Annotated in this window: 14 protein-coding genes; 9 read left to right on the forward strand and 5 right to left on the reverse strand. The window is 68.9% G+C overall.

Annotated features, from left to right (window positions below):
* Position 1 precedes the first annotated feature (1 nt).
* The 9 genes from BXA00_RS04665 (at position 2) to BXA00_RS04705 (ending at position 8,312) form a co-directional block, all read left to right on the forward strand.
* Positions 2-451 carry a RidA family protein gene (locus BXA00_RS04665; RefSeq protein ID WP_076516639.1) on the forward strand — a complete coding sequence of 150 codons (450 nt, stop codon included), beginning with the start codon at positions 2-4 and terminating at the stop codon, positions 449-451.
* A gap of 103 nt (positions 452-554) precedes the next feature.
* Complete coding sequence (locus BXA00_RS04670) at positions 555-1,541, forward strand: LysR substrate-binding domain-containing protein (RefSeq protein ID WP_076516641.1); 987 nt, start codon at positions 555-557, stop codon at positions 1,539-1,541.
* Positions 1,542-2,086: 545 nt separating this feature from the next.
* Positions 2,087-2,638, forward strand: a complete 552-nt coding sequence (locus BXA00_RS04675; protein ID WP_076516642.1) for a 3-hydroxyanthranilate 3,4-dioxygenase — start codon at positions 2,087-2,089, stop codon at positions 2,636-2,638.
* Positions 2,639-2,651: 13 nt separating this feature from the next.
* The gene (locus tag BXA00_RS04680; protein ID WP_083714178.1) at positions 2,652-3,656 is read left to right on the forward strand and encodes an amidohydrolase family protein; all 1,005 of its coding nucleotides are present in this window, start codon (positions 2,652-2,654) and stop codon (positions 3,654-3,656) included.
* Positions 3,657-3,707: 51 nt separating this feature from the next.
* Positions 3,708-4,883 carry an ABC transporter substrate-binding protein gene (locus tag BXA00_RS04685; RefSeq protein ID WP_076516644.1) on the forward strand — a complete coding sequence of 392 codons (1,176 nt, stop codon included), beginning with the start codon at positions 3,708-3,710 and terminating at the stop codon, positions 4,881-4,883.
* Positions 4,884-4,923: 40 nt separating this feature from the next.
* A complete protein-coding gene (locus BXA00_RS04690; RefSeq protein ID WP_076516646.1) occupies positions 4,924-5,844 on the forward strand; it encodes a branched-chain amino acid ABC transporter permease in 921 nt (306 codons plus the stop codon).
* Between the two features lie 13 nt (positions 5,845-5,857).
* Complete coding sequence (locus BXA00_RS04695) at positions 5,858-6,841, forward strand: branched-chain amino acid ABC transporter permease (protein WP_076516648.1); 984 nt, start codon at positions 5,858-5,860, stop codon at positions 6,839-6,841.
* Positions 6,838-7,605, forward strand: a complete 768-nt coding sequence (locus BXA00_RS04700) for an ABC transporter ATP-binding protein (RefSeq protein WP_076516650.1) — start codon at positions 6,838-6,840, stop codon at positions 7,603-7,605. Before BXA00_RS04695 ends, BXA00_RS04700 begins: the two co-directional genes overlap by 4 nt.
* Positions 7,602-8,312 (forward strand): ABC transporter ATP-binding protein, encoded by a 711-nt coding sequence (locus BXA00_RS04705; protein WP_076516651.1) that lies wholly within the window; start codon positions 7,602-7,604, stop codon positions 8,310-8,312. Before BXA00_RS04700 ends, BXA00_RS04705 begins: the two co-directional genes overlap by 4 nt.
* A gap of 29 nt (positions 8,313-8,341) precedes the next feature.
* Here the strand turns inward: BXA00_RS04705 and BXA00_RS04710 are convergent, their stop codons facing one another.
* Genes BXA00_RS04710 through BXA00_RS04730 form a run of 5 tightly spaced genes read right to left on the reverse strand, consistent with a single transcriptional unit; the run spans position 8,342 to position 14,213 of the window.
* Entirely contained in the window at positions 8,342-9,394 is a 1,053-nt protein-coding gene (locus BXA00_RS04710; RefSeq protein ID WP_076516653.1) for an Ldh family oxidoreductase, read from the reverse strand.
* A gap of 9 nt (positions 9,395-9,403) precedes the next feature.
* Positions 9,404-10,924: a mannitol dehydrogenase family protein gene (locus BXA00_RS04715; protein WP_076516655.1), complete on the reverse strand. Its 1,521-nt coding sequence runs from the start codon at positions 10,922-10,924 to the stop codon at positions 9,404-9,406.
* A 59-nt stretch (positions 10,925-10,983) separates the two neighbouring features.
* Entirely contained in the window at positions 10,984-12,519 is a 1,536-nt protein-coding gene (locus tag BXA00_RS04720; RefSeq protein ID WP_076516657.1) for a UxaA family hydrolase, read from the reverse strand.
* Positions 12,520-12,569: 50 nt separating this feature from the next.
* Positions 12,570-13,436, reverse strand: a complete 867-nt coding sequence (locus tag BXA00_RS04725) for a fumarylacetoacetate hydrolase family protein (protein ID WP_076516659.1) — start codon at positions 13,434-13,436, stop codon at positions 12,570-12,572.
* A gap of 30 nt (positions 13,437-13,466) precedes the next feature.
* Positions 13,467-14,213: an SDR family oxidoreductase gene (locus BXA00_RS04730; RefSeq protein WP_076516661.1), complete on the reverse strand. Its 747-nt coding sequence runs from the start codon at positions 14,211-14,213 to the stop codon at positions 13,467-13,469.
* Positions 14,214-14,216: the final 3 nt, after the last annotated feature.

The following is a 14,216-nucleotide window of genomic DNA, read 5'->3' on the forward strand; positions in this document are numbered from 1 at the left end:
GATGAATCCGCCCAACGCCAACGCCAGCGCCAGCGCCAGCGCCACCGTCGTACCCGGCAAGGCCACGCCCCGCGGCAAGTATCCCCACATCAAGCGCGCCGGCGACTTCCTGTTCGTCTCTGGAACCAGCTCGCGCCTGCCCGACAACCGCATCGCCGGCGCCCACGTCGACGCCATGGGCACCGCCACGCTCGACATCCGTGTGCAGACCCGCGCCGTGATCGAGAACATCCGCGACATCCTCGCCACCGCAGGCGCCACGCTCGCGGACGTCGTCGAGATCAGTACTTTCCTGGTCAACATGAACGACTTCGGTGGATACAATCAGGTCTACGGCGAGTTCTTCGACGCCGACGGCCCGGCGCGCACCACGGTTGCGGTGCACCAGTTGCCGCACCCTCAATTGCTGATCGAAATCAAGGCGGTCGCCTACAAGCCACCCGTGCGCTAGCAGCCGCAAGCGCACCGGGCAACGCGGAACGGGCGGCGGCATGTCAGATTCACCCAGGAAACAGGACGATCGTCCGCGGCCACGCGCCAGGGCGGCTGCACGGATGTCGAACTTCCGCATTACGCCCAACGCGCTGAGCCACAAACTGAAGCTGCACCAGTTGCAGATCTTCGAACGCGTGCTGGCGCGCCGGTCGCTCTCGCGCGCCGCCAGCGAACTGCACCTGACCCAGCCCACCGTCACCAAGGCCATCCACGACCTCGAAGCCTTCTTCGGCTCGACGCTGTTCGAACGCTCCAACCGCGGCGTCACGCCCACCGAGCTCGCCCTCGTGCTGGGCCGGCGCGTCCACGCCATGATGGCCGAAGTCCGCTACATGGCCGACGACATCGACGCGGTGCTGGGCGGCGCCAGCGGACACGTCGTCGTCGGCACCCTCATCGCGGCCTCCGCCAAGCTCCTGCCCGAAGCCATCGCCCGCCTCATGACGGAGCATCCCGGCATCCAGGTCACCGTGCGCGAAGGCCCCTCCGCGCAACTGCTCCCGGCGCTCGCCACTGGCGACGTCGACATCGTCGTCGGCCGCCTGCCCGGCGCCGACATGGCCTCCATCTCCGGCGTCGCCGTCGACCACCACAAGCTCTACCACGAAGACCTGTGCCTCGTCGTCGGCGCGCGCCACCCGATGGCGGCCGCCCCCCGCGTCGACCTCGCGGACCTGATGGACTACATCTGGATCCTTCCCGCCCCCACATCCCCGCTGCGCGCGTCGATAGAACGCACGTTCTTCGACGCCGGCCTGCGCCTGCCCGCCCGCCACGTCGAATCGCTGTCTTTGCTGACCAATATCGGCGTACTCATGCACAGCGACGCCCTCGCCCTCATCCCTTACGACGCCGCCGCGCAATTCCTGTCGATGGGCATCCTGGCACGCCTGCCCACCGACGTCTTCGGCGCCTTCGGCGACGTCGGCTACTCCATCCGCGCCGACCGCCCGCTCACGCCCGCATGCCAGCGGCTGGTGGATTATCTGAAGCAAATCACGGCGCAACGCGAGGCGCCGCCGAGCGCTCCCGCGCCCCGTGACTGACCGCGAAACCAGAAAAGGCAGACAAGCAGAATCCACGCGAAGCGTCATCCCCCCGACGCAAGACACCGCGTAAGCCCCACCAGGCCGCCCGCGCGGCCGCCGTGGCGCGGGCCCCACAAGCCGCTCCAAATCCACGCCGCCGCAGCAAAGAACCTAAAGAACCCGGCTCGCCCCAGCGACCGACAAGCTGCAATCACCCGAGCCCGGCGTGGCGGCGGCCTGGGGTGCGCGGGGCGTGTAGATGCGCCCGAGGGAAACCGTAGGGAGCCGAAGGCGGACGAGGTTGACGACGGGGCAGTCCGGAGCGAAGGCTCCGGACCGCAATCGTAGCCCCGCGCGCCCCAGGCCGCCGCCGCGCCGGGCGTCTTAAGAACCCAGCAATCCCCCCGAGAAACCGGGCACCTTAAGAACCAGCAATCCCCCCGGGAAACCCCGCGATAGATAACCCGCATATCCAACCGCACAATTTCTATTGTGCAGCCCACCATCCCCCCGCCTAGACTTCACCATCACCCGCAAGTCAAAAGACCCACGGAGAGACCCTCATGCCCGCCTACGGCCCGCCGTTGAATTTCCAGCGCTGGATCCACGACCACGCCCATCTGCTCAAGCCCCCCGTCGGCAACCAGCAGATCTGGCAGGACAGCGACTTCATCGTCACCGTCGTCGGCGGTCCTAACCATCGCACCGACTACCACGACGACCCGCTGGAGGAATTCTTCTATCAGGTCCGCGGCAACGCCTGGCTGTCGCTCTGGATCGACGGCAAGCCCGAACGCGTCGACCTCAAGGAAGGCGACATCTTCCTGCTCCCCCCGCACGTGCGCCACTCGCCGCAACGTCCCGAAGCCGACAGCGCCTGTCTCGTCATCGAACGCCAGCGCCCGCCGGGCCTTCTCGATGGCTTCGAGTGGTACTGCCCGCACTGCGGCCACCTCGTGCATCGCGTCGAAGTCCAGCTCAAGAGCATCGTCACCGACCTGCCCCCGCTCTTCCAGGCCTTCTACGACAGCCCCAAAAAACGCACCTGCCCCGCCTGCGGCGACATCCATCCCGGCAAGGGCCACGCCCCTTCCGCACAGGCCACCCCTGCCTAGTCCTCATCCCGACATGATCCAGAAAATCGACATGCATGCGCACTTCTTCCCGCCGATCACCCGGCAGGAAGCGGCCGCGCTGGACCCCGTCAACGCGCCTTGGCTGCGTCCCGACGCCAACGGCTCCACCGGTCAGATCATGGCGGGCGAGCGCCCCTTTCGCCCGGTCGACGCCACGCTATGGGACCCCGCGCTGCGTCTGGCGCAGATGGACCGGCACGGCGTCGACGTGCAGATCCTGTGCGCCACGCCCATCATGTTCGGCTACACCTATCCCGCGCAGGCCGCGGCCGACTGGGCCGCGCGCATGAACGACCTGGCGCTCGAACACTGCGCCCACGCGCCGGCCCGTCTGAAGGCGCTTGCCCAGGTCCCCCTGCAGGACCTGGACCTGGCCTGCCGCGAAGCATCCCGGTCGCGCGCCGCCGGCCACCTCGGCGTGCAGATCGGCAACCACGTCGGCCCGCGCGACCTGGACGACGAAACCCTCGTGCAGTTCCTCATCCACTGCGCCAACGACGGCATCCCCGTGCTGGTGCATCCGTGGGACATGATGACCGACGGCCGCATGAAGAAATGGATGCTGCCGTGGCTCGTCGCCATGCCCGCCGAAACGCAGCTCGGCATCCTATCCCTCATCCTGTCCGGCGCGTTCGAGCGCATTCCGCGCAGCCTCAAGCTGTGCTTTGCGCACGGCGGCGGCAGCTTCGCGTACCTGCTCGGCCGCGTCGACAATGCCTGGCGGCATCGCGACATCGTGCGCGAAGACTGCCCGCAGCTGCCCTCTTCCTACACCGACCGCTTCTACACCGACAGCGCCGTGTTCGACCCGCGCTCGCTGCGCCTGCTCATCGACGTCATGGGCGAGGACCGCGTGCTGCTGGGCTCGGACTACCCATACCCGTTGGGCGAACAGGAGGTCGGCAAGCTCGTCGCGCACGCCGATCTGCTGCCCGGCGTGCAACAGAAGATCCTGTTCCGCAACACGATGACGTTCTTTGGCTTGCAGGCGCAATAGCGCCCCATCACATCCACGACCGTGACACACGGCATAGCAAGGGGAATCACCATGAAACGCATCCACACGCTGGCCGCCGCCGCGGCCTTGGGACTGTCGATCGGCGCAGCCGCGCAGGCCGACGTCAAAATCGGCCTGCTGACGACGCTGACCGGTCCGGGCTCCGTGCTGGGCCAGGACCAGCTCGACGGCTTCATGCTGGCCGTCGACCAGGGCGGCGGCAAGCTCGGCGGGGTGCCCGTGCAGGTCATCAAGGAAGACGACCAGTTCAAGCCCGAGATCGGCGTGCAGGCCGCGCGCAAGCTGGTGCAAAGCGACAAGGTGCCCATCATCACCGGCGTCGTGTATTCGAACGTGATGTTGGCCGTGGTGCGGCCGGTCACCAGCGCCGGCGTGTTCCTGGTGGGCTCCAACGCGGGCCCGACCAACCTGGCCGGCAAGGACTGTTCGCCCTACTTCTTCTCGACCTCCTGGAACAATACCCAACGTCACGAAGGCAGCGGCGAGATGGCCAACCAGATGGGGTTCAAGAAGGTCTACCTGCTGGCGCCCAACTACCAGGCCGGCAAGGACGCCATGGCGGGCTTCAAGCGCTTCTTCAAGGGCGACGTGGCCAACGAAGTGTTCACCCAGGTCAACCAGCCCGACTACTCGGTGGAGCTGGCCGCGCTGGCCGACGCCAGGCCCGATGCCGCCTACGTGTTCTTTCCGGGCGGCATGGGCGTGAACTTCATCAAGCAATACCGCCAGGCGGGCCTCTTCGGCAAAATCCCGCTCCTGTCGGTGGACACCATCGACGGCGCCACCCTGCCCGCCCTGCAAAAGGACGCGCTGGGCGCGGTCACCAACGTTCCGTACTCGCCTGACCTGGACAACGCCGCCAACAAGGCGTTTGCCGCGGCGTTCCGCCAGAAGTACGGCCGCGAACCGTCCAGCTACGCGGCGCAATCCTTTGACGCGGCCCAGCTGATCGGGTCGGCGCTCAAGAAGACGGGCGGCAAGGTCGACGACAAGGAAGCCTTGCGCAAGGCGCTGGAGGCCGCCGACTTCCCCTCCGTGCGCGGCGAGTTCCGCTATCAGCCCAACCACTTTCCGGTGGCCGGCTTCTTCCGGGCGGATGTGGCAGAAAACGCGGACGGCAAGGTGGCCTTCGTGAACAAGGGCCCCATCTTCCCCGACCTGTCCAAGGTATCCGACCAGTACGCCGCCCAGTGCGCCATGAAGTGAAGCGGGCGGCCCTGACGGCCGCCGGCAAGGGGGTGTAGCCATGTCCACGACGCTGCTGCTGGTGCAGGCCTTGAACGGCCTGCAGCTCGGCATCCTGCTGTTCCTGCTGGCCGCCGGCCTGACGCTGGTGTTCGGCATCATGAATTTCATCAACCTGGCGCACGGGTCGCTGTACATGATGGGCGCCTTCATCGCGGCCACCGTGTTCCGGCACACCGGTTCGTTCCTGCTCGCCGCCGCCGCGGTCGTCGCCGGCATGGCCGCGCTGGGCCTGCTGCTGGACCGGATCGCGCTGGCGCGCCTGTATCCGCGCGAACACCTGGACCAGGTGCTGGCGACCTTCGGCTTCATCCTGTTCTTCAACGAACTCACCCGCATCATCTGGGGTCCGGCGCCGGTCAGCATGGGACTGCCGTCCTGGCTGTCCGGCACCATCGACATCCTGGGCGTCACGTATCCGCTCTACCGGTTCCTCATCATCGTGGTCGGCCTCGCGGTCGCGGCGGGCTGCTACGTGCTGATCCATCGCACGCGGCTGGGCATGCTGATCCGCGCCGGATCGACCGATCGCATGATGGTCGGCGCGCTGGGCGTGAACATCGCCCGCCTGAACACCCTGCTGTTCGTGCTGGGCGCGGTGCTTGCCGGACTGGCCGGGCTGATGGCCGGTCCCATCCTGTCGGCGCAGACGGGCATGGGCGAGCCCATCCTCATCCTGACGCTGGTGGTCATCGTGATCGGCGGCATCGGGTCGGTGCGCGGCGCCTTCCTCGCCGCGTTGATGGTGGGGCTGATCGACACGCTGGGACGCGCGCTGCTGCCCACGCTGCTGCGCGCCGCCCTGCCGCCCGCGGCCGCCAACGCCGCGGGGCCGGCCATCGCCTCGATGCTGATCTATATCGTCATGGCCCTCGTGCTGGCGATGCGGCCGCAGGGGCTGTTTCCCGTCAGGCATGGATAAGGACGCAGACGGCATGTTGAACTTCTCTCCCCGCGCGCTGGTCGCCGCCGCGCTGCTGATCCTGTTCGCGCTGGTGCCCGCGTACGCGCACTGGCAGGGCGAACCCTTCCTGCTGGCGCTGTTCGGCCGCGTCCTGGTCTACGGCATCGCCGCGCTGGCGCTCAATCTGCTGCTGGGCTACGGCGGCATGGTGAGCTTCGGCCACGCGCTGTACCTGGGCCTGGGCGCGTACTCGGTCGGCGTGCTGTCGCACTACGGCATCGAAAGCGGCTGGCTGCACCTGGCCGCCGCCATCGGGGCCTGCGCGGTCGTCGGACTCGTGAGCGGCTACGTGGTCATGCGCACGACGGGCATCGCGTTCATCATGATCACGCTTGCCTTCGCGCAGATGTTCTATTTCCTGGCCACGGGCCTGGAAGGCTTTGGCGGCGACGACGGCATGTCGCTCTTTGCCGGCAGCGATTTCGGCCTGTTCCGGCTGGACACGCCGCTTGCCCTGTATTGGACGGCCTTCGCGGTGCTGATCGGGGCGCTGTGGCTGATGCACCGGCTGATCCACGCGCCCTTCGGCATGGCCTTGCGCGGCTGCCAGGCCAACGAGCGCCGCATGCGCGCGCTGGGCTTTCCGACGCTGCGATACCGGCTTGCCGCCTACGTGATTTCCGCGGTGATCTGCGGCGTGGCGGGCGTGCTGCTGGCGAACCTGACCATGTACGTCTCGCCCTCGTACCTGGCCTGGACCACGTCGGGCGAACTCATCGTGATGGTGGCGCTGGGCGGCATCGGCACGCTGTTCGGCCCCGTGGCGGGCGCGCTGGCATTCCTGTTGCTGGAGGAAGGCTTGAAGCTCCTGACCGAGCACTGGATGCTCGTCATGGGCCTGCTGATCGTCGGCGTGGTGCTGGCCTCGCGGCGCGGCCTGTACGGCAGCCTGTCCGCCGCGCCCTGGCGCTACGCGCGCAGAGCCGCCCGCCATCCCACCGGAGAGCCGCAATGAGCGCCTTGCGCATCGAGAACCTGGAAAAGCGCTACGGCGGACTGACGGTCACCGACAAGCTGTCGCTGGAGGTCGCCAGCGGGGAACTGCATGCCGTCATCGGTCCCAACGGCGCGGGCAAGACCACGCTCATCGGGCAGCTCAGCGGCGAACTGCGGCCCGACGCCGGACGCGTGCTGCTGGACGGCAAGGACGTCACGCGCATGCCGGTTGAAAAGCGCGTGCGCCACGGGCTGGCGCGGTCCTATCAGATCACCTCTGTCTTCAAGCCCTTCACGGCATTGGAGAACGTGGCGATGGCGGTGCAGGCGCGCCGCGGCCACAGCTTCCGGTTCTGGCGCCCCGTGCTGTCGACGCCGGCGCTGATCGAACCCGCGCGCGAGGCGCTGGCGCTGGCCGGCCTGTCGGCCCGCGAGCGCACGCCCGCCAGCGAACTGGCGCACGGCGAGCTGCGCCAGCTTGAACTGGCCATGGTGCTGGCGTGCGAGCCGTCGCTGCTGTTGCTGGACGAGCCCATGGCGGGCATGAGCCAGCACGAATCCGACGCCATGACCCGCCTGCTGCGGCAACTGCGCGGCCGCTACACCATCCTGCTGGTAGAGCACGACATGCAGGCGGTGTTCGCCCTGTCGGACCGCATCACCGTGCTCGTCTATGGACGCGCGCTCACCTGCGGCACCGTGGACCAGATCCGCGACGACCCGCAGGTGCGCGAGTGCTATCTGGGCAGCGAGCGCGGCCGCGCCCGGGAGGCCCGCGCATGAACACCCTGCTCTCGCTGCGCGGCGTCACCGCGCACTATGGCGCCAGCCAGGCCCTCTTCGGCATCGACCTGGACATCGGGCCGGGCGAGTTCGTCACCCTGCTGGGACGCAACGGCATGGGCAAGTCCACCACCGTCAAGGCGGTGATGGGATTGAACCCCGCCTCGCACGGCGCGATCTCGTTCGACGGCGACGACATCAGCCGGCTGCCCGCCTACAAGGTGGCGCAGCGCGGGATCGGCCTTGTCCCCGAGGGCCGCCATGTCTTTCCCAACCTGTCCGTGCGCGAAAACCTGGTCGCCACGGCGCACAACCGCCAAGGCGCGACGCACCCGTGGACGCTGGAACGGGTCTACGCGCTCTTTCCCCGCCTGTCCGAACGCGCCCGGCACCTGGGCAGCCACCTGTCCGGCGGCGAGCAGCAGATGCTGGCGATCGGCCGCGCGCTGCTGACCAATCCGCGCCTCCTGATCCTGGACGAAGCCACCGAGGGCCTGGCGCCCGTGGTGCGCGAAGAGATCTGGGCGGCGCTGGATACGCTGAAACAGACGGGGCTGGCGGTGCTGTGCATCGACAAGAATCTGGAGCCGCTTCTGGCCACCGCCGACCGCCACGTCATCGTTGAAAAAGGGCGCGTCGCGTGGACGGGCACGTCGAAGGAATTCCTGGACGACGAAGCCCGCCTGCTGCGGTACCTGGGGGTGTAGGCGGATCTGCGATCCGCGGACGATGACGCCTAGGGCTGGCGCGCCGGCAGCGCCACGCCCAGCCGGCCGCTCCAGTCCTGCATCTGGGCCCACAGGCCCGGCGGCACCGGCAGTCCCTGCTGCCGACGCTCGGCCTGCGCGGCGGCTTCGGGATCGCCCGGCAGGCGCGGCCCGCCCGGCGCCTGTGACAGCTCCATCGCCATCGCCGCCACGACGCCGGCCAAGGCCGCGCCGCCCGCGAATCGCGCCGGGTCGATGACGATGAAGAACGCGCCCAGCTCGCGCGGGCGGTCCAGCGCTTCATACATGGGCGAGATATGCGGGCCGAACGGATTCCCGTTGAGCGGTCCGCACAGCAGTTCCACCATCATCGCCAGGCCGTAGCCCTTGTAGCCGTATTCTTCGCCGCCCAGCGGACGCAATGCCCGCGCCGCCTGGGGGTCGGTGCAGTCCTGGCCCTGCGCGTCCAGCGCGACGCCCGGCGGCAGGGCCACGCCGTCGCGGCGGGCATTCATGACGCGGTTCCAGGGAATCGGGGTGGTGGCCATGTCCAGGCACAGCGGTTCCGCCTGCGCGCGCGGGAAGGCCAGCGAAATCGGGTTCGTGCCGAAGAACGGTTCGTGGCCGCCAAATGGCGCGGCAATCGCGTCCGAATGCGTGAACGCGATGCCGATCATGCCCTGCCGGGCAGCGGCGCGGCTATACAGGCCGATCGCGCCGCAGTGCGAGGAATCGCTGACGCCAACCGCCGCCACGCCGGCATCGCGGGCCAGTTCGATCGCCAGCGCATTGGCCCGGTGGGCCACCACGATGCCCTGCCCCCGCCCGCCATGCACCTGGGCAGTGCCCGGCCCCGTGCGCTCGACCCGGATGTCAGGCCGGGACAGGATGGAGCCGTGCGCGACGCGGTTCAGGTAGTGCGGCAGCCGCGCGATGCCGTGCGAATCGATGCCCCACAGGCTGGTCTGCGCCAGGCTTTGCGCCAGGCAGCGCGCGTCGTCCGCGGGGTAGTCCTGGGCCAGCAGGCACGCCTCGGCCCAGCGTTCCCAATCGGCGGCGGTCACGCGGCTGTCGGCGTCCATGTCCTGCTCCTAGGTGACCGCCTGCGCGGCATGGAGCGCGCCATGCTCGCGCAGCGCTTCCAGTTGGACGGTGAGGCGGGCGACGAACTCGGCGGAATCGCCCAGGTCGCCGAACACCGGCTTGAAGCGCGCCAGCACCGTGGCGCGCCGCTGTGCTGCCTGCGAGGGCTTGGCCGTCTGCGCGGCGACCTCGGCGCGCGACAGCAGCCGGGCAAGCTGCGCCGCGAGCGGGTCGTGGATGGCATACGCGCCGCCCTGCTCGTCCTGGCCGCCCAGGTAATTCAGCCACGCCGCCACCGCCAGGCACAGGCGGTCGATGCCCTGGCCGGCGCGCAGGCGGTCGCGGATCGTGTCCAGCAGCCGCTGGGGCAGCTTCTGCGATCCATCGATCGCGATCTGCCGCAGCGGATGGGGCAGCGCCGGGTTGGAGATCCGCTGGAGGAACCGCAGGCGGTATTCCACCAGCCCCGCTTCGGGGATGCCGCGCAAGGTCGGGGCAATCTCCTCGCGCATCATCGCGTCGAGGTAGCCGCGCAGGGCGGGCGTATTGATGGCGTCGGCCGTGGTCTGCAGGCCCAGCGCCGTGCCCAGGTAGGCCAACGCCGAATGCGGCCCGCTCACCATGCGCAGCTTCAGGCGTTCATAGGGGGCCGCGTTGCGCACGAAGGTCGCGCCGCCCTGCGCGTCCCAGGCGGGGCGGCCGGCGGCGAACTTGTCTTCGATCACCCAGTTCAGGTAGGGCTCGCCCAGCACCGGCCAGGCGTCCTCCACGCCAAGCCGCCCGGCGATCCGCTGGCGGTCCTGGTCTTCGGTGGCCGGCACGATGCGGTCCACCATGGAATTCGGAAAGGTGCAGTGCCGGTCGATCCAGTCGGCCAGGGTGACGTCCACCCGAAGCGCGAACCCCAGCACCAGGCTGCGCAGCGTGTCGCCATTGCCGCGCAGGTTGTCGCAGGACAGCAGCGTGATCGGCGGCAGGTCGCGTTCGCGGCGCAGCGCCAGGCCATACACCAGGATGCCGATCGTGCTGCGCGGGCGGATGGGATCTTGCAGGTCGTGCAGGATATCGGGATCGTCCCAGCGCAGGTGGCCGGTGGCGGGTTCGTGGCTGTAGCCCTTTTCCGTCACGGTCAGGCTGACGATGCGGGTCTGCGGGTAGGCGATCCGTTCCAGGACCGCGTTGGGGTCCTCGTCGGCCACCATCACGCGCAGGACCGAGCCCACGACACGCAACTGTTCGTGGTGCTGGCCGTCCGGTCCGGCGTCGCGCACGGCCAGCGTATACAGGCCGTCCTGGGGCGTCAGCGCATCGCGGGTGCCGGGATGGCGCAAGGATACGCCCAGGATGCCCCAGCTCAGATCACCGGTTGCCTGCATGGCCTGGTCCGTCACGACCGCCTGGTGCGCCCGGTGAAAGGCGCCCAGCCCCAGATGCACGATGCCGGGCGTGAGCCGGCTCCGGTCGTAGGCAGGCTTTTCGACGTCTGCGGGCAGACGCGGCAACGACTCCGTATTCAAACGTTCAAGCATGGATGAGCGGGGCGAGAAGTGGGGCAAGGCCAGGGTATAGCACGGCCCGTCCCGTCCCGCTACATCACCGCGCCCAGTTGCCATGGCACGAACTCGTTCTGGCCGTAGCCGTGTCCTTCGCTGCGCGTGCGGCGGCCGGAGGCCGTCTGCAGCATGAGCTGGAAAATGCGCTCGCCCATCTGCGCCACGCTTTGCGCGCCGTCGACCACCTCGCCGCAGTTGATGTCGATATCGTCGGACTGGCGCTGCCACAACGCCGTGTTGGTGGACAGCTTGAGCGAAGGCGCGGGCGCGCAGCCGTAGGCGGACCCGCGTCCGGTGGTGAAGCAGATCAGGTTCGCGCCCCCCGCCACCTGCCCGGTGGCCGATACCGGGTCGTAGCCGGGCGTGTCCATGAAGACCAGTCCGCGCGTATGCACCGGCTCGGCGTATTCGTAGACGTCGGTCAGGTTGGTGGTGCCGCTCTTGGCGATGGCGCCCAGCGATTTTTCCAGGATGGTGGTCAGGCCGCCCGCCTTGTTGCCGGCCGACGGATTGTTGTCCATCTCGGCGTCGTTGCGGGCGCAGTAGTCTTCCCACCAGCGCACGCGCGCCAGCAGCTTGTCCGCCACGGCGGGCGTCTCGGCCCGGCGCGTCAGCAGGTGTTCGCCGCCGTAGATTTCGGGCGTCTCGGACAGGATGGCCGTCCCGCCATGCCGCACCAGCAGGTCGACCGCGGCGCCCAGCGCCGGATTGGCGCTGATGCCGGAGTAGCCGTCCGATCCGCCGCACTGCAGGCCCACCGTCAGGTGGCTGGCGGGCACGGCCTGGCGCTCGACGCGGTTGGCCTGGTCCAGCATGCGCTCCACCAGTTCGATGCCGCGCGCCACCGTCTTGCGCGTGCCGCCGGTGTCCTGGATGTTGAAGGTGTGCAGCATGCCGCTTTCGCGCAGGTGCTCCTGCTCCATCAGGCCGCCGATCTGGTTGGTCTCGCAGCCCAGCCCCACGACCATCAGCCCGCCGAAGTTGGGATGGCGCGCGTAGCCGCCCAGCGTGCGCCGCAGCACGCGCAGCGGCTCGCCGTCGCTGCCGGTGGCGCAGCCGGCGCCGTGCGTCAGCGCCACCACGCCGTCGACATTCGGACAGGAGGCCAGCGCCTCGGGCCGGATGTCGCGCCGGAAGTGGTCGGCGATGGCGCGGGCCACCGTGGCCGAGCAGTTCACGCTGGTCAGGATGCCGATGTAGTTGCGGGTGGCGACCCGGCCGTCGGCGCGCACGATGCCGTCGAACAGGGCCGGCGCGGTCACGTAGTCCGTGGGACGCGCGTCCTGCCCGACGGCGTAATCGCGCTCGAAGTCCGAGAACTCCAGGTTCTGCGTGTGGACGTGCTGGCCGGGCGCGATGTCCTGCCGCGCCACGCCGATGATCTGGTTGTAGCGGCGCACCGGCTCGCCGGCCGCGATGGCGCGCACCGCCACTTTGTGGCCGGGGGGCACCAGCCCCACGACCGTCACGCCCTCGCCTTCCAGCCGCGTGCCGCTGACGAGCTGGCGCCGTGCGATCACCACGTTGTCCGCCGGGTGGATGCGTATGACTGCGGTATCGGTCTGCGACATGAAAACTCCGGAAAGCAAAGGGCGGGGGCAATCCGCCAATCAGCCGCCGATCAGCCGTCGATCAGGGCGGGATCCCAGGCATGCACGCGCTGGCGCTGTTCGCCCAGGCCGGCGATGCCCAGCTTCATTTCGTCGCCCGCCTTCAGGTAGACGGGCGCGGGCTTCTGGCCCATGCCCACGCCGGGCGGCGTGCCAGTGCTGATGAGGTCCCCGGGATACAGCGTCATGAAGCGGCTGACGTACGACACCAGCTGCGCGACGCCGAACACCATGGTGCGGGTGCTGCCGTTCTGGTAGCGCTTGCCGTTCACCTCCAGCCACATCTCCAGGTCTTGCGGATCGGCGATCTCGTCGGCCGTGACCAGCCAGGGGCCCACGGGGCCGAACGTGTCGCAGCCCTTGCCCTTGTCCCAGGTGCCGCCGCGCTCGATCTGGTATTCGCGCTCTGACACGTCGTTCACCACGCAGTAGCCGGCCACGTGCTTCATGGCGTCCGCCTCGCTGACGTAGCGGGCTTTTTCGCCGATCACCACGCCCAGCTCGACTTCCCAGTCGGTCTTCACGGAATCCTGCGGCAGCACGACCGCATCGTTGCATCCGACCACGGCCGAGGTCGTCTTCATGAAGACGACGGGTTCGGCCGGCACCGGCAGGCCCGACTCGGCGGCATGATCCGCGTAGTTCAGGCCGATGCAGATGAATTTGCCCATGCCGCTCCAGGGCGGCGCCACGCGGCCCGGCTGCGCCACCTGCGGCAGCGACGCCGGATCCAGCGCGCGCAGCTTGGCCAGCGTGGCCGGCGCGAGCGTCTGCGCGGTGATGTCGGGGATGACGGAAGACAGGTCGCGGACCTGGCCCTGGGCATCGATCAGGGCAGGCTTTTCAGCGCCCTTGGCGCCATAGCGCATCAATTTCATAGCGGTTCCTTGTTGCTGGAAAAGAGGAATTCAATTGGACCAGCCGCCGTCGATCACCTGCGCGGTGCCGGTGGTGAAGGCGGATTCGTCGCTGGCAAGATACACCGCCAGCGCGGCGATCTCTTCGGCGCGGCCGATGCGGCCCATCGGCTGGCGCGCGGTGAACGCCGCTTCCACCGCGGCGACAGGTTGCCCGCTGGCCTGCGCCTGGGCGTCGATGCGCTGGCGCAGGGACGGAGATTCCACGGTGCCGGGGCAGATCGCGTTGCAGCGGATACCCTGCGCCACGTAGTCGGCGGCGACCGACTTGGTCAGGCCGATGACGGCGGCCTTGGTGGCGCCATAGGCGCAGCGGTTGGGCGCGCCCTTGATGCTGCCGGCCACCGACGCCATGTTGACGATGGACCCCGCGCCGCGCGCCAGCATGGCCGGCAGGCAGGCGCGGATGAGCAGGTACATGGACCGCACGTTCAGGTTGAACGAGAAGTCCCACGCGTCTTCGTCGCAGTCCAGGATGGTGCCGGCATGCACGAAGCCCGCGCCGTTGAACAGCACGTCGACGGCGCCCGCGTCCTGCGCCAGCGCCCGCACGGCGTGGGCGTCGGTCACGTCCAGCACCCGCGTGCGACAGCCGGACAGCGTTTCGAGGGCGGCGCCGTTCAGGTCCACGGCCAGCACGTCGGCGCCTTCGCGCGCATAGGCCAGCGCCACGGCGCGCCCGATGCCCTGCCCGGCGGCGGTGACGAGGGCGGTCTTGCCTTGCAGTCTTCCTGACATGTG

Origin of the sequence: Achromobacter sp. MFA1 R4 (genome assembly GCF_900156745.1) — a bacterium.
In the GTDB taxonomy this organism is placed as follows: domain Bacteria; phylum Pseudomonadota; class Gammaproteobacteria; order Burkholderiales; family Burkholderiaceae_B; genus Achromobacter.

Bases quoted from the DNA above. Each gene is read 5' to 3' on its own strand.
- BXA00_RS04700 (WP_076516650.1), top strand. From the start codon at position 6,838: ATGAGCGCCTTGCGCATCGAGAACCTGGAAAAGCGCTACGGCGGACTG.
- BXA00_RS04710 (WP_076516653.1), bottom strand. From the start codon at position 9,394: ATGGACGCCGACAGCCGCGTGACCGCCGCCGATTGGGAACGCTGGGCC.
- BXA00_RS04685 (WP_076516644.1), top strand. From the start codon at position 3,708: ATGAAACGCATCCACACGCTGGCCGCCGCCGCGGCCTTGGGACTGTCG.
- BXA00_RS04670 (WP_076516641.1), top strand. From the start codon at position 555: ATGTCGAACTTCCGCATTACGCCCAACGCGCTGAGCCACAAACTGAAG.
- BXA00_RS04730 (WP_076516661.1), bottom strand. From the start codon at position 14,213: ATGTCAGGAAGACTGCAAGGCAAGACCGCCCTCGTCACCGCCGCCGGG.
- BXA00_RS04695 (WP_076516648.1), top strand. From the start codon at position 5,858: ATGTTGAACTTCTCTCCCCGCGCGCTGGTCGCCGCCGCGCTGCTGATC.
- BXA00_RS04720 (WP_076516657.1), bottom strand. From the start codon at position 12,519: ATGTCGCAGACCGATACCGCAGTCATACGCATCCACCCGGCGGACAAC.
- BXA00_RS04665 (WP_076516639.1), top strand. From the start codon at position 2: ATGAATCCGCCCAACGCCAACGCCAGCGCCAGCGCCAGCGCCACCGTC.
- BXA00_RS04690 (WP_076516646.1), top strand. From the start codon at position 4,924: ATGTCCACGACGCTGCTGCTGGTGCAGGCCTTGAACGGCCTGCAGCTC.
- BXA00_RS04680 (WP_083714178.1), top strand. From the start codon at position 2,652: ATGATCCAGAAAATCGACATGCATGCGCACTTCTTCCCGCCGATCACC.
- BXA00_RS04675 (WP_076516642.1), top strand. From the start codon at position 2,087: ATGCCCGCCTACGGCCCGCCGTTGAATTTCCAGCGCTGGATCCACGAC.
- BXA00_RS04715 (WP_076516655.1), bottom strand. From the start codon at position 10,924: ATGCTTGAACGTTTGAATACGGAGTCGTTGCCGCGTCTGCCCGCAGAC.
- BXA00_RS04705 (WP_076516651.1), top strand. From the start codon at position 7,602: ATGAACACCCTGCTCTCGCTGCGCGGCGTCACCGCGCACTATGGCGCC.
- BXA00_RS04725 (WP_076516659.1), bottom strand. From the start codon at position 13,436: ATGAAATTGATGCGCTATGGCGCCAAGGGCGCTGAAAAGCCTGCCCTG.